Annotated in this window: 18 protein-coding genes and 1 pseudogene; 15 read left to right on the top strand and 4 right to left on the bottom strand. The window is 60.0% G+C overall.

Features of this window, described 5'->3' with window-relative positions; all coding sequences use genetic code 11:
• Window positions 1-45 precede the first annotated feature (45 nt).
• The 11 genes and pseudogenes from CMV14_RS20725 (at window position 46) to CMV14_RS20680 (ending at window position 13,685) form a co-directional block, all read left to right on the top strand.
• Window positions 46-795, top strand: a complete 750-nt coding sequence (locus CMV14_RS20725; RefSeq protein ID WP_066961830.1) for an IclR family transcriptional regulator — start codon at window positions 46-48, stop codon at window positions 793-795.
• Between the two features lie 451 nt (window positions 796-1,246).
• A complete protein-coding gene (locus CMV14_RS20720) occupies window positions 1,247-2,257 on the top strand; it encodes an aromatic ring-hydroxylating oxygenase subunit alpha (protein WP_066961832.1) in 1,011 nt (336 codons plus the stop codon).
• Window positions 2,258-2,497: 240 nt separating this feature from the next.
• Window positions 2,498-3,808, top strand: a complete 1,311-nt coding sequence (locus CMV14_RS20715; RefSeq protein WP_238147104.1) for a 3-oxoacyl-[acyl-carrier-protein] synthase III C-terminal domain-containing protein — start codon at window positions 2,498-2,500, stop codon at window positions 3,806-3,808.
• 56 nt (window positions 3,809-3,864) lie between these two features.
• Entirely contained in the window at window positions 3,865-5,031 is a 1,167-nt protein-coding gene (locus CMV14_RS20710; RefSeq protein ID WP_331251125.1) for an acetyl-CoA acetyltransferase, read from the top strand.
• Window positions 5,032-5,093: 62 nt separating this feature from the next.
• Window positions 5,094-5,264 (top strand): annotated as a pseudogene (locus CMV14_RS27235) (IS5/IS1182 family transposase); the annotation flags it as partial.
• Between the two features lie 370 nt (window positions 5,265-5,634).
• Entirely contained in the window at window positions 5,635-8,016 is a 2,382-nt protein-coding gene (locus tag CMV14_RS20700; RefSeq protein WP_176488955.1) for a TonB-dependent receptor, read from the top strand.
• A 387-nt stretch (window positions 8,017-8,403) separates the two neighbouring features.
• Window positions 8,404-9,432 carry a Rieske 2Fe-2S domain-containing protein gene (locus CMV14_RS20695; RefSeq protein WP_083215801.1) on the top strand — a complete coding sequence of 343 codons (1,029 nt, stop codon included), beginning with the start codon at window positions 8,404-8,406 and terminating at the stop codon, window positions 9,430-9,432.
• A gap of 257 nt (window positions 9,433-9,689) precedes the next feature.
• The gene (locus CMV14_RS20690; protein WP_066961846.1) at window positions 9,690-11,372 is read left to right on the top strand and encodes an N-acyl-D-amino-acid deacylase family protein; all 1,683 of its coding nucleotides are present in this window, start codon (window positions 9,690-9,692) and stop codon (window positions 11,370-11,372) included.
• Window positions 11,373-11,406: 34 nt separating this feature from the next.
• Window positions 11,407-12,198 carry an SDR family oxidoreductase gene (locus CMV14_RS20685; RefSeq protein ID WP_066961849.1) on the top strand — a complete coding sequence of 264 codons (792 nt, stop codon included), beginning with the start codon at window positions 11,407-11,409 and terminating at the stop codon, window positions 12,196-12,198.
• A 244-nt stretch (window positions 12,199-12,442) separates the two neighbouring features.
• The gene (locus tag CMV14_RS27645; protein ID WP_176488956.1) at window positions 12,443-12,544 is read left to right on the top strand and encodes a hypothetical protein; all 102 of its coding nucleotides are present in this window, start codon (window positions 12,443-12,445) and stop codon (window positions 12,542-12,544) included.
• A 142-nt stretch (window positions 12,545-12,686) separates the two neighbouring features.
• Window positions 12,687-13,685, top strand: a complete 999-nt coding sequence (locus CMV14_RS20680) for a hypothetical protein (protein WP_139114694.1) — start codon at window positions 12,687-12,689, stop codon at window positions 13,683-13,685.
• Between the two features lie 11 nt (window positions 13,686-13,696).
• On the opposite strand, the gene CMV14_RS26885 is transcribed toward CMV14_RS20680, so the two are convergent.
• Window positions 13,697-13,840, bottom strand: coding sequence for an Lrp/AsnC ligand binding domain-containing protein (locus CMV14_RS26885; protein WP_176488957.1), 144 nt, complete (start codon window positions 13,838-13,840; stop codon window positions 13,697-13,699).
• On the opposite strand from CMV14_RS26885, the gene CMV14_RS27730 reads away from it, so the two are divergent.
• The 3 genes from CMV14_RS27730 to CMV14_RS20670 all read left to right on the top strand — a co-directional run bounded on the left by CMV14_RS27730 (window position 13,797) and on the right by CMV14_RS20670 (window position 16,242).
• On the top strand, window positions 13,797-14,000 hold the full coding sequence (locus CMV14_RS27730) for a thiolase C-terminal domain-containing protein (RefSeq protein WP_524539028.1): 204 nt from the start codon (window positions 13,797-13,799) through the stop codon (window positions 13,998-14,000). The two genes, CMV14_RS26885 and CMV14_RS27730, sit on opposite strands and share 44 nt — an antisense overlap.
• Window positions 14,001-14,139: 139 nt before the next feature.
• Complete coding sequence (locus CMV14_RS20675; protein WP_066961855.1) at window positions 14,140-15,255, top strand: CaiB/BaiF CoA transferase family protein; 1,116 nt, start codon at window positions 14,140-14,142, stop codon at window positions 15,253-15,255.
• Window positions 15,256-15,327: 72 nt separating this feature from the next.
• On the top strand, window positions 15,328-16,242 hold the full coding sequence (locus tag CMV14_RS20670; protein ID WP_066961858.1) for an SDR family NAD(P)-dependent oxidoreductase: 915 nt from the start codon (window positions 15,328-15,330) through the stop codon (window positions 16,240-16,242).
• A gap of 420 nt (window positions 16,243-16,662) precedes the next feature.
• Here the strand turns inward: CMV14_RS20670 and CMV14_RS20660 are convergent, their stop codons facing one another.
• The 3 genes from CMV14_RS20660 to CMV14_RS20650 form a co-directional block, all read right to left on the bottom strand.
• Complete coding sequence (locus tag CMV14_RS20660) at window positions 16,663-17,916, bottom strand: MFS transporter (RefSeq protein ID WP_139114695.1); 1,254 nt, start codon at window positions 17,914-17,916, stop codon at window positions 16,663-16,665.
• 104 nt (window positions 17,917-18,020) lie between these two features.
• On the bottom strand, window positions 18,021-19,043 hold the full coding sequence (locus tag CMV14_RS20655) for a Rieske 2Fe-2S domain-containing protein (protein ID WP_066961868.1): 1,023 nt from the start codon (window positions 19,041-19,043) through the stop codon (window positions 18,021-18,023).
• 119 nt (window positions 19,044-19,162) lie between these two features.
• Complete coding sequence (locus CMV14_RS20650) at window positions 19,163-21,436, bottom strand: TonB-dependent receptor (RefSeq protein ID WP_176488958.1); 2,274 nt, start codon at window positions 21,434-21,436, stop codon at window positions 19,163-19,165.
• A gap of 712 nt (window positions 21,437-22,148) precedes the next feature.
• Here CMV14_RS20650 and CMV14_RS20645 point away from each other — a divergent pair.
• Window positions 22,149-23,264 (top strand): amidohydrolase family protein, encoded by a 1,116-nt coding sequence (locus CMV14_RS20645; RefSeq protein WP_083215803.1) that lies wholly within the window; start codon window positions 22,149-22,151, stop codon window positions 23,262-23,264.
• Window positions 23,265-23,294: the final 30 nt, after the last annotated feature.

Genomic DNA, 23,294 nt, shown 5'->3' with positions numbered 1-23,294 from the left:
GCAGGGCGGATATGAGCTTACTCATACACGCTTATAGCGGTGGCCATGGATCAATCCGTTAAATCGGCCCGCCGGGTACTCGAAGTGCTGGAGTACTTTGCGGAACGCCAAGGCGCGGCATCGGCGGACGAGATCCGTCGGGCCCTCGGCTACCCGCAGTCCAGCACGTCTGTATTGTTGCGCTCACTCGCCTCGCTTGGTTATCTCAGCTTCGAAGCCGAGACCCGCCGCTTCCGGCCGACGATCCGCATCGCGCTGATCGGCGCCTGGCTGGTCGACGAAGCCGGTCGTGCCCAGGACCCGACCAAGATGATGCGCCATCTCAGCACGGCCACGGGCGACATGATCGTCCTCGGCACCGAGCAAGGCATGGACGTCGTCTACGTGAAGGTGCTTCAGGCGACGAATCCGATCCGCTTTCACATGAGGCAGGGCGCGCGAAGACCGCTATGTACGACTGCGGTCGGTCAGGCCTTGCTCTCCACCAAGTCTGACAAGCAGATCGGCGCGATCGTACGCCGGGTGAATGCAGAGCGACCAGCCGACGCTTCTCCGCTCTCCCCTCAGGAGATCATCGACAAGGTAAGAGAGGGTCGAAAGCTCGGCTATTATCTCACCAAGGGAACGGTGACACCGGGCGCCGGCGTCATTGCGATGCCAATCGCGGGACTGGGCGATCACCCCCCCCTCGCCATCGGTATCGGCGCCCCGATCTACCGGATAGAGAGCGAACATGACCGCTTCCTGGAGCTGTTGCGCAAAGAGGTCCGGCAGACCAGCGCGACTGCTAGTTGAGCTCGCCCTGTTCGCTGGGAATGCTTGACCGGAATTTTTCCGCGTTGCCGCGAAACCGTACGCCGAAACGTTCATCCCTGATTTTCCAAACGAACTCTGCGATGATGGACATTCATCCTTCATGACGCAGACCCTCATGTAATATCGTAAATTATTGCAAAGTTACTCTAATATATCGACGAAATATCTCATTTAAAAGAGGAATAGATACACGGCAAATAAAAGTATAATCTCCGAGAAAATCTCGTGCTGCCGCGTGAATACTACCCGTTTGGGAGATCATCACATTCATAATATAAACTTGCCCGATCTCACGGAAAAGGCGGGGTCTGTGTAGAAAGACCATGCTTGATTCGCAGAACATCTGCGGACGTCATCCTGGCAATTGGGAGGCGGCTGGCGGGATGGCAGGCACGCGCTCCCCAGCGCTGCCTGATTGAAGGAGGATTAAATGGCTGCGCGCGCAACGGCTGACCCTGCCGAGAGCACTTCGGGGGGGAGATCGATATTTGATCTGGGCCCCGGCGCCCACGAGTGCTGGTACCCGGTTGCCCTTTCGGCGGACGTACCGAAGGGTAAGGTCGTCGGCCGCGATATTGCGGACGGGCGGGTCGTCGTCTATCGCGGCGAGGATGGCGTGATCCGCGCAATGTCCGCCTATTGCAAGCATATGGGTGCCGACCTGAGCGTAGGTGGCGAGGTCGTCGGCAACGATATTCGCTGCCCCTTTCATCATTGGTCCTATGGCGACGGCGGCGATTGCAAACATATCCCCGCGGGTGATGAGATCCCGAAGCGCGCCAAGCTCTTCGAGTTCGCGGCGCGCGAGCAGTTCGGACTGATCTGGGTGTTCTTCGGTAAAACGCCGCTTTATGAGCTTCAGACCTTCGAGGATTTCGACGAGACGAAGCATGTCGCCCGGTCCTTCGAGGTGCAGCTTAACGACAAGCTGAACTGTGAGCCGTGGATGTTCACCACCAACGTGTACGACATTGCGCACTTGCGCTCTCTTCACGGTATAAACATTGTCCATTCGGAGGTTGAAGAAATCGACCCCTACCGAAGTCGTATGTCGTGGGATGCCGATTTGGGCGACAAGGGCACCGGCGGCCTACGCATGGAAATCTATGTGTATGGCGTGAATTCCCTGCGGAACAAGGGTGAGCAAGGCGGACGGCTCAAATGGTATATTGGCGCAAGCGTACCCTCCGCTCGCCATGGCACCAAGTTCTTCATGACCGTCATTACAACGAACGAAGAAGGTGCTGAAGAATTTTTGGATCGGCAGGCTGCCATGCACGCGCAGATCATGAACGAAGATCTCCCGGTATTGAACAATATGCGATTGGATGAGCTCCTGCTGTTGCCGTCGGATCGGGCTCTGTCGCGCTTCATGCGCTCCGTCCTCAAATATCCGCGGGTGACGATGAAGGAACTCGAGCGAACCGCGAAAATGGACTAGCCCGGCAAGTGCGACCACGCCGCTGAGCGATCGGGAGATCGGTCGAGGCGGTGACTTTTCGACGCCAGACCATTTCGGGAGATTGTGGTGGTAGGTATCCACGCGTTTGGAGGATATGTTCCTCGGCAGCGGCTGCAGCGAAACGCTGCCTATGCGGCGACTGGCTGGTTTGCGCCCGGCCTCAAGGGCTTTGCGAAGGGAGAGCGCTCCTTTTGTTCCTGGGATGAAGACGCGATCACCATGGCCGTGGAGGCCGCGCGCGATTGCCTCGCAGGCCGCGATCGTGCTGCCATTGCGCGTGTCGTGCTGGCCTCCACCTCGCACCCCTTCGCCGACCGGCAGAACTCGACCATCGTGAAGGAGGCGCTCTTCCTTTCGGACGCGACCGCGGCACTCGACGTTTCGGGGAGCAAGCGGTCGGCGACCTCCGCCCTGATCGATACGTTTCATGCGGTGGCGGGCGGGGCCGGCGATACGCTGTGCGTCGCCGCGGAGCGTAACGTGGCCAAGCCCGGCTCAGAGGGGGAGTATAATTCCGGGCACGGAGCGGCGTCGGTGGTGGTGTCGAAGGGAGACGGCTGTGCGAAGCTGATCGGAACACATTCCGTCAGCATCGATCTCGTCGACCATTTCCGCAAGGAAGGCGAAACGTTCGATTATAATTGGGAAGCCCGCTGGGTGCGGGAAGAAGGCTACGGAAAGATTGTCGTTTCTACGATCATCGCAGCCCTTCAGAAGCTAGGCGTCGACGCCAGGAAGATCGACCATTTCGTCCTTGGATCTTCCATGCCGAAGATCAGCGAATATGTCGCGCAAGGTAGCGGCATCAGGCCGGAAGCCGTTGCCGACACGCTGGGGGGTGTCTTGGGGGACGCCGGTGCGGCCCAACCGCTGATATTGCTGTCCCATGTCCTGGAACGCGCAACGCCGGGTCAACTCATCATGGTGGTCGGCTTTGGCGGAGGATGCGACGTAATCCTCCTGGAGACGACCGCAGCGATCGTGGGCGCGGCGAAAGCCAGAGGCATCGGGGGATATCTGGAAGATCGAGCGCCAGTCGATAATTATGTCAAATATCTAGCCTTTTCGGGGCTGATCGACCTCGATAAGGGCATGCGCGCCGAGCTGGACCAAAAACCGATCCTCACCGCCCAATATCGAGAACGGAAATCGGTGCTCGGCCTGGTCGGCGGCAAATGCACGCAGACCGGCGCCGTCCAGTTCCCGAAGTCGCCTGTCAGCATCTCGCGTGAGGCGCGGGCCATCCACACTCAGGAAGACTATCCGCTTGCGGAACTGCCAGCAAAGATCGTCACCTTCACGTCAGACTACCTCATGTTCTCGCCGTCGCCGCCCGCTTATTACGGCAATATCGAGTTCGAAGGCGGCGGCCGCATGCTGGCGGAGATCGTCGACGTCGGAGAGGAAGGGCTGGATATCGGGACGCAGCTGCGGATGGTGTTCCGCATCAAGGCGATCGATGACCGGAGGGGGTTCTCCCAATATTTCTGGAAAGCCGCCCCCGAGCGGCGGTTGTCGAACAGAGCATAGTAGAAAAGAGCAGAGCGATGGCAAGCGGGATAAGAGACAAGGTCGCCATTCTCGGAATGGGCTGCGCCAAATTTGGCGAGCGCTGGTCAGCGGGTGCCGACGATCTGGCGGTCGAAGCATTTGAAGAGGCGCTTGCCGATGCGAACATCGACGTGTCGGAGATCGGCGCGGCCTGGCTTGGCGTGGCGTTCGATACGGTGAATATCGGGCCTTCGGGCATTCCGCTCGCCATGGCGTTGCGCCTGCCGAACATCCCTGTCACCAAGGTTGAGAACTATTGCGCCTCAGGCTCGGAAGCTTTTCGGGGTGCGGTCTATGCGGTTGCGTCCGGGGCCGTGGATATCGCACTCGCCTTCGGCGTCGAGAAGCTGAAGGACACAGGCTATGGCGGCCTGCCTGTGCGCACCCGCGGCACCAACTGGGACATGATGGGGGTGGTGGGATCGGCACCTGGCCATTTCGCCCAGCTAGCTTCAGCCTACCGGGCAAAATATGGGATCGAGAAGGATCTGTTCAAGCGGGCAATCGCGCATGTCTCCGTCAAAAGCCATGATAATGGCGCGAAGAATCCGAAGGCGCATCTGCGCAAGCGGGTAACGATGGATCAGGTCATAAACGCGCCGTATATCGCTGAGCCGCTTGGATTGTTTGACTGCTGCGGCGTGTCCGATGGCGCAGCCTGCGCGATCGTCACGACACCGGAAATCGCAAGAGCGCTTGGCAAGAGAGAGCTAGTGACAGTCAAGGCGCTGGCAGTCTCCACGTCCAACGGGTGGGAACTGCAGGGATCGGGCTGGGACGGAAGCTATTTTCATACCACTCGCGTGGCAGCGAAAGCCGCCTATCAGGAAGCCGGGATCACCAATCCGCGCGAGCAGCTGAGCCTGATGGAAGTGCATGACTGCTTTTCCGTGACCGAGCTTGTTACGATGGAGGATCTGGGCGTCAGCGAGAATGGTGGCGCGGTGAAGGACGTGCTCGACGGCATTTTCGATGCGGACGGCAAGATCCCTTGCCAGATCGACGGAGGGCTGAAATGTTTCGGCCATCCGATCGGTGCATCGGGTCTGCGTATGATCTACGAGAATTATCTTCAGATCCTCGGCCGCGCGGGGGAGCGTCAGCGACCGGACGAGCCTGTCTACGGCTTGTCCCATAATCTGGGTGGCATGCCCAACCAGAATGTTAGCGCCGTGGTCATCGTGGGACGGGAAGGAGCATAAAGCCGCCACGCTTCGTGGAATAGGCCGGGGCGCTGCGGCGGCCGGCCGCGAGAGGTGAATTTCGGCTCAAGCTGATGGACAAGGCGACCTTCCTCGACTTCACCATCGAGGTCATCAAGCGCTCGGACGATCCGATGGCGCAGGCTCGCGCGCGATTATGAAAAGCGCATCGATGTCTCCAAGGCCGTGATCCTCGTCGCCATGGGCGGCAATATGTTCGCCGAAACGCTCATCTTGATTTTCCAAACGCCAAGGATGGCATCGCGGTTGATCATCGGAAGTTGTCCAACGGGCACAAATGGGATGCCTTCTATCTGGCCGGGGCAGACTTCAACGGCAACGCATATTGAATGAAGCCGGTAGGCCAGAGTTGATATCTACGGAATATAAATATTCGGACCACCTGACGATTGATGTGAACGTCATTGAAATTTCTCCAGCTAGCACCCGGCCGAAGAGCCAGACGTGCGTCAAGTTGTGCGAGAGAAACGTCTTGCGTTTCACATATGTAATTTAAACGCCGGATATCGTCATATGGCCATGCCAATGGTAGGGTGCGAACTTAAAACAAAACATCAAGAAAACATTAAGAGGGAGAGGGATATGATCGTGAATTTCTCAGACGCTCACTTGAAGAGCAAAGGATCCCGAAGAGCATTGGCTGCGATGCTGATGCGGACGGCGATTGTTGTTCCGTCCATTCTCGCGGGCGGCGCCGCCTTCGCTGAAGACCCTGGTGAAATCATCGTGACCGCCCAGCGGCGCGAGCAGGCGATTATCGACGTGCCGATCTCGGTCAGCGTGGTGAGCGCTGAGAAGGTTGAAAACCTCAATTTGTCGACCTTCACCTCGATTGCGCAACAGACGCCGAACTTCAACATCACCTTCAACCGCGGCAGCAACACCACCCCCGACTTGAGCATTCGCGGCGTCCGCGGAGAGGGTTCCAACGGGCGTCTCAATGAGAGTTCGGTCGCCGTCTATGTCGACGAGATCTATCTCGGCGATGAAAGCAGCCTTACCGGGCAGATGTTCGACGTGGAACGGATCGAAGTGCTGCGCGGCCCGCAGGGGACGTTGTTTGGCCGCAACACGACGGGCGGCCTCGTCCATTTTGTTTCGGCGGCGCCGACCTCCGATTTCACCGGCAAGGCCAGTGTTCTGTATGGCTCGGACAATTGGATAGCCCTCAACGCCGCGGTCAGCGGACCGCTCGGCGAGAATGTGCGGACACGCCTTGCCGGTCAGTTCGAGCAGCATGACGGCCATTTCACCAATCGTGGCACTTTCCCTGGCGCGCCCAAGAAGCTGGCGGCAAAGGAGGTGTGGAGCATCCGGAGCACGACCGATTTTGATCTCGGCGATGCATCGAAGCTGCGGCTGCAGGTCACCCATTCCGAAAATGATTCGGAATCGACGCCCAACATTGGCCTGGGCGTATGGAGGGACGCCTCGAGGGCGGTCTGCGCGCGGAAGGACATATTCGCCGCCAGATGCGTCGATACCGTCGTTCTCGGCGGCCAGCCTCGCCAGGTTCGGCCGCAATCCGGCGACGCGATCACCGAACTTTCCAGGGATCAACTGGCGGTCACCCAGAATTTTACGTCCCTTACCAGCAAGTTTGAGACCGATTTTGGCTGGGCGTCGCTGATCAACATCGCCAATTATACTCGGTTCAAGTCGAGCATCGGCGTGGACGGCGATCAGTCCTCGACGCCCAGTGGTCTCCAAAATCAGAACATCCAAGCGCAATTTAATAACCGATCCAGGCAATTCAGTGAAGAATTGCGTCTCCAGGGTACGACCGACACGCTGAATTGGGTGACGGGTATTTACTATTACCAGGACCGCAAGAGAAGCGACGCGCCTCTGACCGTCAGGAACAACACGGGTGGGCTCCTCCAATCAGTCCGGTCCAGATCCCGCGTAGACACCAAGTCCGGAGCGGTGTTTGGTCAGGCCGATTGGGAGTTCGCCGATCAGTGGACGCTCTCCGCCGGAGCGCGTTATACAATCGAAAACCGGGAGCTCAAGCAGGCGGATGTCACCCTGACTACCGCGGCCGGCGCCCTGCCCCCGCTGGACATCCTGTCGGGCGTAACCGATCCCGATCCGGTAACGAAGGACGTGACCGGCCGAGTGAGCCTGACCTGGGAGCCGACCACCGAGAACAGCCTTTACGCCAGCTACTCGCGCGGCGCAAAGAGCGTCTCCTATAGTACATTCTACTCCGCTACCGGGGGGGCCACCCCCGCCGGCAGGGCCGCCGCTTTGGCGACCAACGCTGCCCTGACCGGCCCGGTGGGACAGGAGCATCTCGATGCCTTCGAAATCGGCAGCAAGAACCGGTTCCTTGACCGGACGTTGACGCTCAACCTGGCCGGATTCTATTATCTCTTTGACGGCAAGCAGGAGTTGCTCAGCGTCGGCGACCTCAGTACCGGCGTGCCAATCGTCACCAGCCGCTTCCTTAATATCGGCAAGGCCCGGATATATGGGGCGGAAGTCGAGCTGAACTATGCGCCGAACGACCGCTGGGATTTCAATGTGTCGGGGGGTCTCCTGAACACCAAAATCACGGACTCGCCCCTCATCCTGAGCAGTCCGAACCTGGGTCTGGTCCCGCTCGAAGGGAAGCCGATCCCGCAGACACCCAAGTGGAATCTGAGCGCCACGATCGCCCACCACATTCCGGTGAGCGGACTCGGCGTCTTCACTCTCCAGGCGGAAGGGCGGGCGCAGGCGAAGCAGAACTTCGTCCTGACGAACGACCCGATAGTGGATCTTCCGTCCTATGGCATCGTCAACTTCCGCGTCCTTTGGGAATCGGAGGATAAGAAGTTCAACGCGCAGGCATTCGTCACCAATGCCTTCTCTAAGGACTATTTCGCCAGAATGAACGACACCGCTTTCTCGGCGGGCGTTTTGGTCGCACAGATGGGCGAGCCACGACTGTGGGGAGTTAAGCTCGGCGTTGCATTCTAACGTCTGGCTTGGTTTTCGTCGCGCCCTTCGTCGTTTTCATGTCTGGAACGACGAAGGGTAGGCGACGTTATCGGTTGTTGGGTCAGGACGCCCCCGGCAGGCGCGGGCATCCTTGGCGCCCGGGAGATCTTGACGGATCGTATGAATTTGCATCCGCGCAATCGCCGCGGCGCTTCAGGTGGACGCCCATAATCACATATATAAATTCGGTCGTTCAGAAGTTCGGCACGCTTGCGGAGATCGAGGAATATCGCAAGGAAGAACCGAATGATGACGTTTAGCCGCCAAAGCAAATGGCGAGCCCCTTCACCTGCGCATGAAGTGGATGCTGCAACGGGGTTCGCCGCGGGCCCGGCCGCGCGGTGCGAAGGTACAGGAGAACGGTGAATGGACGTGACACGCAGCGCAACGCCTGAAGCGCGACGGCGGGCAATGGTAGCTGATTTGGGGCCGGGCGCTCATCAGTGCTGGTACCCGATCGCCCTGTCGCGCGACGTGCCCAAGGGAAAAGCCATTGGCGCCGATTTAGCGGACGGCCGCGTTGTCATTTACCGAGGCGAGGATGAAGTCGTCCGGGTGATGTCCGCGTTTTGCAAGCATATGGGCGCTGACCTCAGCGTGGGTGGCGACGTTGTCGGCAATAATATTCGTTGCCCCTACCATCATTGGGAGTTTGGCCAGGGCGGCAAGTGTAAAGTGATCGCGTCCGGCGACCCGATCCCAAAAGGATCGAGCTTGGCGAATCTTCCGACGGCTGAGCGCCTGGGATTGATCTGGGTGTTCCTGGGAGAGACGCCGCTTTACGATCTGCCGACGTTCGAAGAGTTCGATGATACGAAGCACGCGTTTCGGGCGTTCGAAATCGATCTCGAGGCAAAGCTGAACGTCGAGCCTTGGATATTTGCAACCAACGTTTTCGACGTTGTTCACAATCGCGTGGTCCACGGTCTGCAATTTGCCGATCCCGATGTCGAAGAAGTCAGCCCTTATCTGCGGCGGATGAGCTGGGACGCGGCGCACACGGGAGAAAAGCAAGAAGGTGTGTGGCGTCCCGACATCGCCGTTCACGGCGTTAATGGCATCACGACACGGAGCGAAGTTGACGGCCGGCTCAAATGGTATGTCGCCGTAATGACACCATGCGGTAGCCTGGGAACGAAGGTATTCTTTTCGATCGTCACCACGAAAGACGACAAGTCCGAAGAATATTTCGATACTTGGCAGGCGATGCATAACAGATTTGTCAACGAGGACCTTCCGATTCTGAATGGTCTGAGAATTGGCGATATGCATTTGGTAGGCGCCGATCGAGCCATGGCACGTTTTATGCGCGCGGTTCGGAAATACCCCCGTACAACTTTGGACGCACTTGAGACTGCGGCCAATGCGGCAGAGCGCAAGGCGGTAAATGCCTAGAGTGTCGCGTCTCGAACCAGCCGCCACACTACGCATGCTGGCTTCGTGCTTGATGCATTGGAACAGGCGCTCCATGACCAGCGGCCGGCCTAGGGGCTCGCGCGCTTCATCATGCATGTAATTTAGCGTCACTTGCCCCACAGGCTGGACAAGGCGTGATAAACAGCCCGGCGTTGATCGATTCACAGCTATTCGCAAAATATCGGCCAAGGCGCGCCCTTGATGTCTGTAACAAATGAATGGGGACGGAGTAGAGGATGTACGATCTCCTAATTCGCAATGGCACTGTGGTCGACGGCTCCGGAAACCCGCGCTATCGGGCCGACGTTGCAATTCAGGACGGGCGCATCGCCGCCATTGGTGATGTCTCCGGCCGTGCCAAGCGCGAGCTGAATGCGGAGGGGCAGGTCGTCACACCTGGCTTCATCGACGGGCACACCCATCTTGACGCACAGATGCATTGGGATCCGCTCGGCTCCTCGTCATGCTGGCAGGGTATCACCACCGCCGTGATGGGCAATTGTGGGTTCACGCTCGCGCCGAGCTCGAAGTCGCGGCGCGGCCTGGTCGTCCGCAATCTCGAGCGCGCCGAGGACATCTCTGGCGCGGCGATGGAAGCGGGTATCGATTGGCGCTGGACGACGTTCCGCGAATATCTCGATGTGATCGACGCGCTGCCCAAGGGGATTAACTACGCCTCCAATGTTGGCCATTCGGCGCTGCGTACCTTCGTCATGGGCGAAGCCGCATTCGAGCGGGCATGCAACGATGACGAGCTGGCGCTCATGCGCCGGGAGCTGAACGACGCGCTCGCTGCGGGCGCGATCGGCTTCACGACGTCCCGTGGCGAGGGGCATGCCACCTCGGACGATCGCCCCGTGGCCTCGCGTCTGGCGGACTGGGAAGAGATACGCCAGCTTGTCCTCGAAATGCGGCACTATGAAGGTCGTGTGTTCGAGCTCGCGCCGCCCAGCGCGTCGCGCTTCGGCGACATCGAAGTGCGTCGCCGTTTTCACAACGAGCTGTTGAACCTGTCGCTGGCGAGTGGCGCGACGGTAACGTGGGGGCTCATCCCGCTTGCCGGAGTCACGGCCGAAGAACTGCCCCTGCTCGATCGCGCGGCGGCGTCCGGCGCGAAGCTGATCGGGCAGTCGCACAGCCGAGGCATTTATCTGCTATATTCCTTCCTCACCACCATGCCCTATGACTGGCTGCCGGAGTGGAAGAAAATCAGGTCTCTGCCCATTCCGCAGCAGTGCCAGGCTCTCAAGGACCCCAACGTCCGCAGGACATTGTTCGAGTCGGCGAAGAATGCCGTCTTCACCGAGGCACCCACGGCAGACAGCCCTCGTGCGCCGGACTTCGAGCAGATGGTCGTGTGGCAGAATGCGCTGCCGCCCAATCCCACGATGAAGGACATGGCGGCGCAGCGCGGCGTCCATCCGATCGAGCTTTTCATCGATCTTGCAGCCGAAACCAATCTGGAGCAATTCTTCTACCAGCCCGGCTTGCGCTGGGACATGGACGCGCTCGTGGAAGCAATGCGCCACCCCCATTGCGTCATGACCTTCTCTGATGCTGGCGCGCACGTGACCCAGCAGGAATGTTCGCTCCAGACCTATCTGCTCGCCCACTGGGTTCGGCAGAAGCAGGCCTTCACGCTAGAGGAGGCGGTGCGCATGATCACGCTCGCGCCAGCCAAGGTGTGGGGATTCCACGACCGCGGATTGCTGCGCGAAGGCATGGTTGCGGACATTAATGTGTTCGATCCCGACCGGATCACGCCGACCTTGCCCGTTCTGCTTCACGATCTGCCGACCGGTGCGCCGCGCCTGGAGTCGCGGGCGGAAGGCATTCTCGCGACGATCGTCGGCGGCGAGATCACGATCCAGAATGGCGAGCACACGGGCGCTTTGCCGGGCCGCCTGATCCGCCGCTAGCCGGAAACCCAAAAGAGATGCAGGCCGAGAGATAATGAAAGACCTCGCAGGAAAAGTCGCCGTCATCACTGGAGCAGGGAGCGGCATCGGACGCGGGATGGCGCGAGCCTTTGCCGGCGCCGGAATGCACGTCGTCGTTGCGGATGTCGAACTGGACGCGGCCGAAGCCGTGGCCCGCGAGCTGAATGGAACAGCCGTCAGGGTCGACGTCACCAAACCGGGCGACGTGCGGGCGCTCGCGGACCAGGTCTATCGGGAACATGGTGCTGTCCACCTGCTCTGCAACAATGCCGGTGTCGCATTGGGCGGTCCGCTATCGGACATGACGCACGACGACTGGCGCTGGGTCGTTTCTGTGAACATCGAAGGCGTCGCGAACTGCCTCACGGCCTTCCTGCCGCGCATGAAGGCGCAGGACGGCGAAGCGCACATCGTCAATACCGGCTCGATTGCCGGGCTCGTCACGATTCCGGAAGGAGGTATCTACGCGGCGACGAAATATGCCGTCGTTGCAATTTCCGAGACGCTTCGAGCTGAGCTTGCGCCGCACAATATCGGGGTCACCGTCCTCTGTCCGGGATCGGTTCGCACAAACATTCTCGGGGCAGCTCGTAACCGTCCAGACGACCTCAAGGACACGACGGTCGAGGCACCGGCCGAATTTTCCGACCCCGTCGGCATGATGGACCCGGATCAGGTCGGACTGGAAGTGCGTGACGCCGTCATTGCCAATGCGCTCTATTCCATTCCCCTCACCGAGGGCAACAAAGTGTTAATCCCGATGGTCCAAGCGCGCTTCGATGCCATCATGAAAGCAATGCCATAGCTCAGCCGAACTCTTCACTTCCAAGCAGCAATTTGTGCTCTTCAGTGAACCCTTTCGAAATGAGCGCAGGTGAGGATCTCGGTTCGTATAGTTGGAGATCGCTGGCAAGTCAGTGCAAGAACGCTTGGCCGTGTGCCAACAGCGATCCACGCTGATACGTGCAGACTTTAATAACTGGATCCGATAAAGCAGCAGCGTATCTTATCCAGGGGCTAACACTGCAAGTACACTCAACTACGTCATAGTGCGCCAGAAAGCGCTGTGGCGCCACACGAGCGACGGATGCCTCGCGATCGACAATAATCCTGCTGAAAGATCGCAATATCACGCCAAATCAGATTCGTGATAATTCGAGTTCAGCCGGGCTAACGCCTATCGAAGTCGGGTCGCGTGAGCTACTCGTTTTACTAAGCCGCTGAGAGATACGCGGTTTGTGGCTGGAGAATGTCGATGACAGGTCGCTGGCGGACACGGATGGGGGAGGTTGCATGATGGCTGGTAATTCGCGGGACGCGGTCAAAGTGTCATTGCGGGCCGGGTCTGACGGCTGGATCGAAACTCCCGGGCTGGCGTTCAAAGTGCTGTGCTTTGGTGAGTCCCACTCTAAGGACGCGCCGATAGCCCTCTTCGTGCGCGCAGACGAGTCGGTCGGTGATCGCATTGCCGGACGGCGAACCCACGAGACGACTGTGTTCACGACGGTGATCGAGGGATCGCTCGAACTCGATGGTCGTTGGTGCAAGCCCGGGGATTTCGAGCTGGCGGCCGCAGGGGCGCCGCACGGCGACGTCGTGATCGGACCCTATGGCGCCACCTACATGATGTTGTTCGGGCGTCGCTCCGGGCTGATCCCGTCATACCTGGACCCAGGAGACCAGCGGGTGTTCGATGCCACCTTGCGGGGTCCCGTCGAGCGAGTGGCGAGCGGTCAGGACGAGTCGGCGGTTGCGCTGTTGCACCTCAGGGAGAACTTCACGCCGCGTCGCGGTATCAAAGTGACGAACAAGCAGTGGGTGGATGCGGGAAAGTCGCCGCCGCCGCCGGAGCACCCCGGCCTGTTCTTCAGCGCGGTCGACGACGATTCATTGAACTGGGGTCCACCTATCCTCAACGCCCGAACGTCGTTGGTGGTGGTAGGGGCGCCCGACGACCCGCACGCGCCAGTGGTCGGGTGCATCAACGTGGGGCCGGGGCCCGGCGACCGGCTGCGCAGTCGGCACATCCACGGCGCCGATGCCGTAAATCTCGTCATCAGAGGTGCGGTGTACATGGATGGTGTGTGGTTGCGGCCGGGTGAGGCCAAGATTGCGCCAGGCAATGTCGAGTACGGAGACGGACTTGCCGGTCCCGATGGCATGGACTTCTTCGAGATCTGGTCCGACCTCGCGGGGATCATGCCGACATATTCGGATCCCGACGATCATGCCTACTTCGAGCAGTTTCGGGCCAAGGGCCATGGGGAGCCCCAGCACCTCCTCCCTGCTTAGCCCGAATGGCGTCAGAAGCTGAAGATCATGAGGGTCTGGGTCCCGATGACCAAGACGTTCTTGCGGAGGTTGTTGATGACCTGCTCGAGGTGTTGAAGGCCGTCGACCCCGATGCGGATGAGTGTATCGGGATCGCCGGTGAACATCTCGATCACCGAACTCCTCACAGTGGAGAATTTGTTCGTGTTCCAAGAAGGGTATGCGTGGCGGGATGTGCTTGACGGCGTTTATGATGCCGACGGCCGCGTCCCATGCCAGATGGATGATGGTTTGAAGTGCTTCGGGCACTCCACGGCGCGAGCGGTCTGCGCATGATCGATGAGGCTTACCTGCAGCTTCAGCATCGCGCGGTCGCACACCAACTGAAGGACCCGAAGCTCGCCCTGACATCCAATCTCGGTGGCGCGCCTTGGAGCAATGTCTGCTCAGTCTTCATAGTGGGTTTGCACTGAAAATGCGGAGCACGCTCTCGAGCGGGCCGCTGGCCGGTGTTCGCGTGGTCGAGTTCGCCGGCATCGGGCCGGCGCCGTTTTGCGCGATGTTGCTCTCCGATCTCGGCGCGGATGTGGTGCGCATCGATCGTACTTCGCCGCCCCAGCATGATCCGAAGTTCGCCGTGACAGGGCGGGGACGGCGGTCGGTCGCGCTCGACCTCAAGACCGGCATCGGCGTGGAAACCGCGCTGCGTCTGCTCGACAAGGCCGATGTGTTGATTGAGGGTTTCCGCCCAGGCGTGATGGAGAAACTGGGGCTTGGACCTGAGATAGTCGAGAAGCGCAACCCGCGGCTTATCTATGGGCGAATGACCGGCTGGGGACAGAGCGGACCATTGTCACACGCCGCAGGCCACGATCTCAACTATATCGCGTTGACAGGCGCCCTTCACGCTATCGGTCGCGCCGGCGCGCCGCCGCCGCCGCCTCTCAATATCGTTGGAGACTTTGGCGGTGGCGCCCTCTACCTGGCGATGGGAATTTGCGCGGCTCTTCTGGAGACGAGCAGGTCGGGGCGCGGCCAGGTCATAGATTGCGCCATAACCGACGGTGTCGCGTCGCTTTCGGCACTGTTTCATGGCCTCCTTGCTTCGAACCGCTGGAGTGAGCTCAGAGCCGCGAACTTCCTGGATGGTGCAGCGCCGTTCTACGACACCTACGAATGCAGTGACGGCAAATATGTGGCGATCGCGGCCTACGAGCCTCAATTCTATCGAGAACTGCTCGAGAAATTGGGCTTGTCCCAAGATCCATTGCTCGCTGAGCAGTGGGATCGCAGCCGCTGGGACGAGATGAAGGTCAGGATTGCTGGCGTCATTTCGGGCCGTACGCGCGAAGAGTGGTGCGCGATGATCGAGGGGAGCGACGCCTGCTTCGCTCCCGTTCTCACATGGGAAGAAGCTGCGGCGCACCCACACAATAGGGCGCGCGAAACCTATGTCGTGATAGACGGCGTCAGGCAACCGAACGCCGCGCCAAGATTTTCCCGTACGGAGGCGAGCGTACAAGGTCCGCCGCCGCAGCCAGGTGCAGATCGCCAAAGCGTATTCGAGGACTGGGGCATCGCATCGACTTGAGGGTCGCGCCGCGTTCACAGCCGCTGCCGTGATAGTTCACATGAACTAAAATCTGATTGAAGGGAGTTCCACATGGGCGTTTTGCAGGACAAGGTCGTCCTCATTACCGGCGGCGGCAATGGCATCGGGATGGAGTGTGCCAAGCTTGCCGCGAAAGAAGGCGCGGCCGTTGTCGTGAACGATTTCGGCTCGGGACCGCGCGGCGGCGCCGAAGGCGATGCGACGCCAGCTGAGAATGTCGCGCGGGCCATCCGCGATGCCGGAGGGCGCGCCATCGCTCATGCGGGAAGCGTAACTGACTATGGTGCCGTCGAGGACATGGTGCAACAGGCGCTCAAGGCCTTCGGCGGTCTCCACATCGTGATGAATCCTGCAGGATTTCTTCGCGACGGGATGTTTCACAGGATGGAGACGCCGGATTGGACCGAGGTCGTCGATGTCCACCTCCAGGGCGCCTTCAATGTGGCGCACGCAACGGTCAATCATTTCCGTGAGCAAGGTGAAGGGGCCTACGTCTTTTTCACGTCAACATCCGGGGTGATCGGGGCGATGGGCCAAGCCAACTATGCAGCGGCCAAGATGGGTGTTTGTGGCCTATCGCGCTCCTTGGCGATAGAAGGCGCAAAGAAGGGCATCCACTCGAACGTCATCGCGCCGTTCGCATGGTCGCGTTTGGTCGCCACTATTCCGGTCAAAGACGAAGCTTCCGCGCAGCGGGTAGCGCGCGCTCAAACCAAGCTCCGCGCAGAGCAGATCGCGCCGTTGGCAGTGGCGTTGGCAGCCAAGCCGGAATTCTGCAGTGGGCAGATTCTAGGCGCCCGCGGCAACGAGGTCTTCCTATTCAGTCAGCCTCGCCCGATCAAGACGGCTATTAACCTGAGCGGTTGGACCGTCGAATCCTTGGCCGAGAGCGCCTTCCCGGCAATGCGCGGCGCTTTGACTCCGCTGGAGACCTCACCTGACCTGTTCAATTATGATCCCGTGTGAGCGTCATTGGGCTATAGCGCCCTGAGGGCTGAGCCGCCGCGCGTCAGCGGGCTAACCTGCACCAGTCGAGACACCAGTCTGTACGCGCTTGGCATCAGCGCGCAACGCGCGCCGACGCGGAGGTCGGTGCACTGAATCTGTCTACCAGGAAGGACTGCACGCACTGCCCTCAATGGCTGTCGTGTAGTTCATCCGTGGTTCTGGGCCAGAGAGCCGAACGCGCATCAATCGCTTAAGATCGAAGCGCCTATTCCCGTCCAGGGGCGATTCGCGGCGAACGGGTCTTCGAAGAGGTCGCGCGTGGAAGTCGTGACCCTGTGTTCGATATCATGGCTCCAACCGGCGCGATCGAAGGTATGGCTACGCCGGCGAGCGGTCGGACCGTCGCGGTTCTTCGGCAAATCAGCGAACTGGATGTCATTATCGGTCGGCATCTATGGATGGCGTAGGGTATCGTCCCACGGACACGATCAGATAGGCACTCAGTAAACTCAGCGGAACCGCGCCCCATAGCGCCGGCACGTAAGAGCCGGCGAGGTCGTAGCTCAACCCTCCGAGCACGGGCCCGAGTCCATTGCCGAGCGACATGAGCCCTACGATCACGCCAAACAGCGTGCCGAAGTTTGTCGGGCTGAAGATCTTGCCCGCAAGATAGGCGATCACCTCCACTTCGGCGCCCACCGACACGCCGAACACGATCACCGCAAGGATGGCGAGAGGGGCCGATCCTGGGGCGAAGATCAGGATGAGGCATGTCACCAACGGGCAGCTCAGGGTGACTGCGCCCACAAACCGCGCATCGACGCGGTCCAGCAGCAGTCCGGCGGACAGCCGGCCCACGATTTGCGAAACTCCGATCACCCCGACGATGGCCGCCGCATTGGCCGTGCTGAAGCCGGAAGATTTCAAGATCGGCACCATGCTGACGATCAACCCCGCGCCGACGATCGACATGATGAGCGCCGTCGCCACCAACTTGAGGAGGGTGAAGGATTTCAGCTCGTCGCGCAGCGGACGTTTGATTTCAGCAGGCGCCGTGGACTTGGGAGCCGCCGGCGCAAATGTGGGCCGCTTGTCCCGCGCGCTCCAAAAAAACAGCCCGATGATCGGCACGCTGATCAGGCCTATTATGCCGCCGAGCATAAGATAGGCCGTACGCCATCCAAAACTCTCCAGTAGAAGAGCGGTCACGATCGGTGCCACGGAGGCGGCCAAGCCGGACGCGCTGAGCGCCATGGCGAGGGCGAGGCCGCGACTTTTTCTAAAGAGGCTCGTGATCGCGGTCACCCAGACGGTTGGCTTGATGAGAAGATGTCCGAAGGCGACCAGCAGCCATAGAAGCCACCACGTCCATAGCGGCTGCCGAGCCAGCGAAAGCAGCGCGATGCTGAGCGTGTATGTTATCACGCCGCACAAGGCGATCTTGCGGGGACCGATACGGTCGATCACCATGCCGACGATCGGGGCCAGGGGGAATATAACCATTGAAATGATCAGAAGGCCCGAGTTGAGCTGTGTCCGGCTCCAGCCAAACTCCTGCTCGAGCGGCGCAGTCATCACGCCCAATGAATAGAGGTGCGCCTGGCCGATCATGATGCCGACGATGGAGGCGACCACAACCGTCCAATGGGCGCGCCACTCGGCCCTGCCTTCAGACGGGATCAGATGGTCCAACGATTTTGGCAACGTGGCGTCTCCCTTCCCTCATTTGCGGTCAGGGAGTCTGCTGCTCGCCTGTTCGTCCGCCACCTTGCCATCCAGCGCCGACGATCAGCGCGTCAGGGGGCGCCACGGCCGTCCGTCATGGCGGCCTCAAGCTTGCGGATGGTGGTGCGCGGATAGGTTTGCACACTCCGCAGAAACTCGGCCACTTCCTTGTCGCCCTCGGTCAGGCGGACCCTGCCGAACTCGACCGAGTTCATGACTGCCAGATCCTCCTCGGCAATCTTCCGGTGCAGCGCTTCAAACTCGTCGAGACGCGCTTCGGCTTCCTGGCGCGCCGCCTCGCTGGGATCGGACAGGTCGGTAAAGATCGTCATGAACAGCTTCAGCCCCTCGTCGCCCTTGGGGCACAGGCCTCCAAGCTGGCGCTTCATTGCTTCGCCGGGCTTGCGCAGATAGCTCACGACATTTGAGATTCCGTGCAACTCGATCCGCATGAAGCCCTGTTCGCCGATATCGCCTTCCCAACCTCGGACGTGGCCGTCGGAAAACTTCGTGATGTCGTCCATGTTGAAATGATGGACCGCCCGGAAATGGGCGAAATCGAACGTATTGGCGGTCAGCGCCCAAGGCTCCACCTGTAACGGTTCCTTGAAGTCGATCCCGAACGACCGGGAGAGAACCTTGCCTTCCTCGCAATCGGCAAGACGCGGCGCCCGATGAGGCGCCTCCCGGCCCAGGAATACCCAGATAAGCCCCTCGCTGTCTTCGCATGGGAATGTCAGCAGCGTCGTATGGTTGGGAATTCTGTCACCTGACGGGATCCGCACGCACGCGCCGCTCCCGTCATATTCCCAATGATGGAAGGGACAGCGGACATTGTTGCCCACGACGTCCCCCAGCCCGATATCCGCGCCCATATGTTTGCAGCGCGCGTTCATGGCGTGAACCGCGCCGTCCTCGCCCCGGAAAACCGCTATGCGCCCGTCGCAAAACTTCGTCGACTTGACCTTGCCCGGAGCCAATTCCGACGACGGCATGACGGCATACCAGCTCATGTGGTACTCGCCGAACGGCTCGTAGAAGCCCCGCTTCGCAGGCGTGTCCGACCGTTCTTCCATCGTCGTAACCGTCGCCATCCTTCTCATCTCCTGCTTCCTGGTCGAACCTGCCGATGACTGCGTTTGATGAGGGGGTGATTAAAACCACGCCAGATTGCCGGTGCGCCATTCCCTTCGGAACGACGCACCGTAATTTCCTAGAATGTCGCGCCGAACTTCACGCCCCATAAGCGGGGTTCTCCTTCGAACGAATTATTCGCACCGAAATTTCCAAAGACGGCGTCTCGATTCAACAGGAGATACTTCCTGTTGAAGGCGTTCGTAACGAAGGCCTGAGCGCTGAACCTCTCGTCCTGCGACCTCCACATGACCCGGAAGTTCACCACGAGTTTCACCTCATCCATCGCGAGAGGGTGGTTGGTGATCGAATAGTGGATCTTGCTCCTGGCGTTCGCTTCTGACTGCAAGGTGAGGGTTCCGGCTCCTCCCAATGGCAGGTGATGGGCGACAACCGCGTTCGCCGTCCATTTGGGCGCCTGCGTCAACTCCAAGCCTTTCAGCGGAATACCCAACACCGGCGCGCGATGGTCACGAACCACCACGTTCGAATCGACGATCTTGGTATCCAGCAACCCACCCCCCAGGGTGAAGTCCCAGCGCTTGTTGGGCGTGTAGGCGATCTCGAGCTCCGCACCACGCATCTCGGCGTCGCCGGAATTGATGAAGACGCTCGATGCGACCAGCGTCTGCGGGTTGAAACTGGTGACCGACTGCTGCTTGCCCTGGTAGAGGTAAAGGAAGGCCGCCCCGCTGACCCTGAGCTTGTTACCCAACAACTGATGCTTGCCGCCGATTTCAAAGGCGTCCAGCGTCTCCTGCCCCACCGGGCCGGTCAGATTCACATTGGCTTGCAGCGTACCTGGATTCCAGGTGGCGTTGAAACCACCGCTCTTCGCCCCTCGCGAATAGCTGGCGTACCACAGATGATTGTCGCCAGGAGCCCATTCGACGCCGAACTTGCCAGTCAGGTCTCGCGTGTCGAGTTTCGATTCCGGCAACGCCGCCCGAACGTTCTGGACTTCGCCAGTCGAAAGGTTCGCATATATGCCGCGCGTCAGCTCACGGCTTTCCTTGTTGTACCGCACACCGGCCACCAAGCTGACTTCGTCCGAGATGTGGGCGTTGATCTGACCGAACATCGCATAAGACTTCGTCTCGACTCCCGCGTCGTTCAAGGTCAAACGTGACGTCGGCAGAACCAGCGTATCCAGCTTCTGGTACGACTTGTCGTCAGTATAGAAATAGAGCCCGGTGACCCAGTCGAACGTCTCGGTGGAGCCATTCAGCCTGACTTCCTGGCTGAGCTGTTTCGCCGTATTGTCGAGGGAGACATATTGCACAATGCCAGGGCCAAATTCGGCGGTGTGAAGTCCATTGTCCCCATCTATCTCGTAATGGAAATCGTTGTGCGAATAGTTTGTCACCGACGTAAGTGTGGCCCAATCAAGGTCGACCTCAAATTTCGCGGTCAGTGAATAGAACTCCTGGCGGAGTTCCAGGTCCTCACCTGAAAGTTCGGTATTTCCCTGTCCCGCCTTGCGGCTGGTGATCGGCCCGAGCGGCGAAAAGGTGCTGACGCACTTGGCGTCGAGGGTTTGCCCGAGCGAACAGAAGGCGTTCGGCCAGTCTGCGGGGTTTCGGCTGCCGTCGGGTCGGAGCGCGCCATAACTGTTGCCGGGGACGGCTTCGCCATCGCCTTTGGAATAGCTGCCGATCAGCGTCATCAAGACATTGTCGGCGACATCGACTTCGAGCGTACCGCGCACACCCCAGGTGTTTTCCGCCCCTAGCTTCTGGTCGGCTCCGGGCGTTTTATTGATATTTTCGCGATGTCCGTCGTGCCTGTTCCACTTGCCGGCGAGACGCCCACGCACCTTGTCGCTCAGCGGCCCGCTAACCGCCCCCTCCAGGACCACCCAATTGTCGGAGCCGTACTGGGCATTGCCATAGCCGGTCGGCTCGGCGGTCGGCCTGGACGAAATATAATGCACGAGACCGCCGGTGGTGTTGCGGCCGAATAGAGTCCCTTGGGGTCCGCGCAGGACCTCCACGCGCTGGACATCGAAGGTCTGTCCTGCCAGCGCTGTCTCGTCACCAAGATAGACGTCATCCACATAGACGGCGACCGAGCTCTCATTCAGCCGGCTCAGGTTAGCGTCGCCGCTCACCCCGCGGATATTGAAGTCGGGGATGGCCCCACGGGCGAGAGAGACGGTGAAATTGGGGACTTGATCGGCGACCGCCGCGAAATTCTGCAGCCCTTGGTCCCTGAGTTGTTCGCCTGAAAGCGCAGTGACGGCGACGCCGACATCCATGATGGATTGCTCACGTTTTTGCGCGGTGACGACGATTTCGCTGACTTCCGCGCCCTGGGCGAAAGCGGCCCCTGCGGTTGCCATCAGCGCGCTCACGGCTGCGCTCCCAGCGAGGAACCTCTTGCGGCGCGGCGAAGCCATCTTGGCTATAAGATCCATTCTCCCCTCCCGATTTTTTTCTTGTGGTGCTCGAGAGTCAGAACACGCCCTCGAGGCTGGGATACGAAACGCATATTCGACGCGCCATTTTCCATTGCGCCCGGCCTCTTCCGCAAGGCGGGTTGGCGGAAATTAGATATGTGATGCGGAGCTATAGGGAGCGAAGATTCAGGCGGATGCAGCCTTCCGGCCGCGCTCGACTCGTTTCCTCCATCAGCGACCTTCGGCCATCTCCTTCCAGATTTGGACCGCCGCTGTCACGGCGTCGAATGGCTCAAGCGCCGGTCCTGTACGCTCGTGAGCTTCTACTTGGCTTTATTGTTGGCGATCTCGATCACGTGGAGCGTCATTTGCAGATACTCCCGAACGGCGTGGGCGAACGGCGCATCGCCCGGTCCGCAGCGAGCAGACGCATATCGCCCTGGCGCATGTTGTTCAGGATCGGAAATCCTCGTTGACGAACCAGTGTCCAAGCGGCCAAAACCCTAAATGATTTCGCAGCCTGAGACTCGGCGCCCGCAAAGTCGGGCTAAATCAGATGCGTGATAATTCAAGTTCAGCCGGGCTAGCGCCTATCAAAGTCGGATCGCGTGAGTTAGTCGATTTGCTCAGCGCCGCACGATAGGCGGTTTGTGGTTGGAGGACTTCAATGACTGGTGACTGGCGGATTATTTCGAGCGATTCGCACGTGGTGGAGCATTGTGATCTCTGGCAGACGCGGGTGGCTCAGAAGTATCGCGACCGGGCGCCGAGGCTGGTGTCCGAAGCGGACACCGACCGGCTGGTCTGCGAGGACGTCGCCATGCCGCCCATCGGCTTCATGGCCGGCGCCTACCGCAGCAACAAGGACGTGAAACGTGAGGGTCGCTGGGAAACAGACGTGCCGTCCATCGGATATGACCCGGACGCGCGTCTCAAGGCGATCGACGCCGACGGGGTCTATGGCGAGGTCCTGTTTCCTACTCTGGGCCTTATCTTCTTCACCCTCGACGACCTCGACTTCAAGTGGGCGCTGTTCCGCGCTTACAACGACTGGATCGCCGAGTTCTGCAAGGCGCATCCCAATCGGTACAAGGGCATTGCTCTCGTCGCTCACGACGATGTCGAGCTGGCTGCTCAGGAAATCCGGCGCGTTCACAAGCTCGGCCTCTCGGGCTTCATGCTGGCGACGGTGCAGGGTGAAGCCTATCAGCCCTATTCCTCCAAGCATTACTACCCGATGTGGCAGGCCGCCGTTGAGTGCAATATGCCCGCGCACTTCCACTCCGCAACGTCGCGTGACAAGCGGAACTCGTTCAACAACGCGAAGGGGCGTGACCCGATTTGGTCCTTGCTGCGTGTCGACCGCATCCAGCGTCCGCTTCTGGGGATGCTGATGGGCGGCACGTTCGATGCGTTCCCGGATCTGCTCTTCGTCTCGGCGGAGAATGAGGTAAGCTGGGCGCCGTTGATGCTGGAAAGCGCCGACTTCGAGTTCCACCGGCACCGCGGAATCGAATATCAGGGCTTCGATACCCGCAGTGATCATCCGCCGAGCTACTATTGGCAGCGCAACGTGAAGGCGGCGTTCATGCGTGATCACGTTGTTGCCCGCTTCCACGATATGATCGGCACGGAAACGCTGATGTTCCAGACCGATTTCCCGCACAGCGTCAGCACCTTCCCGAACACGCAGGCTTTTGTCCAAAAGCTGCTTGCCGGGGTCGATCCGGTGGCTCGGGACAAGATGCTCTATCAGAACGCGGCGGACCTGTACGGGTTCTGAGCTGTCGGATCTTGTGACCGGCGAGTGGAC

Source organism: Rhizorhabdus dicambivorans (assembly GCF_002355275.1).
Lineage (GTDB): Bacteria > Pseudomonadota > Alphaproteobacteria > Sphingomonadales > Sphingomonadaceae > Rhizorhabdus > Rhizorhabdus dicambivorans.
The sequence above is the reverse complement of the archived record's forward strand: the minus strand, read 5'-3'. Positions and strand labels throughout refer to the sequence as shown.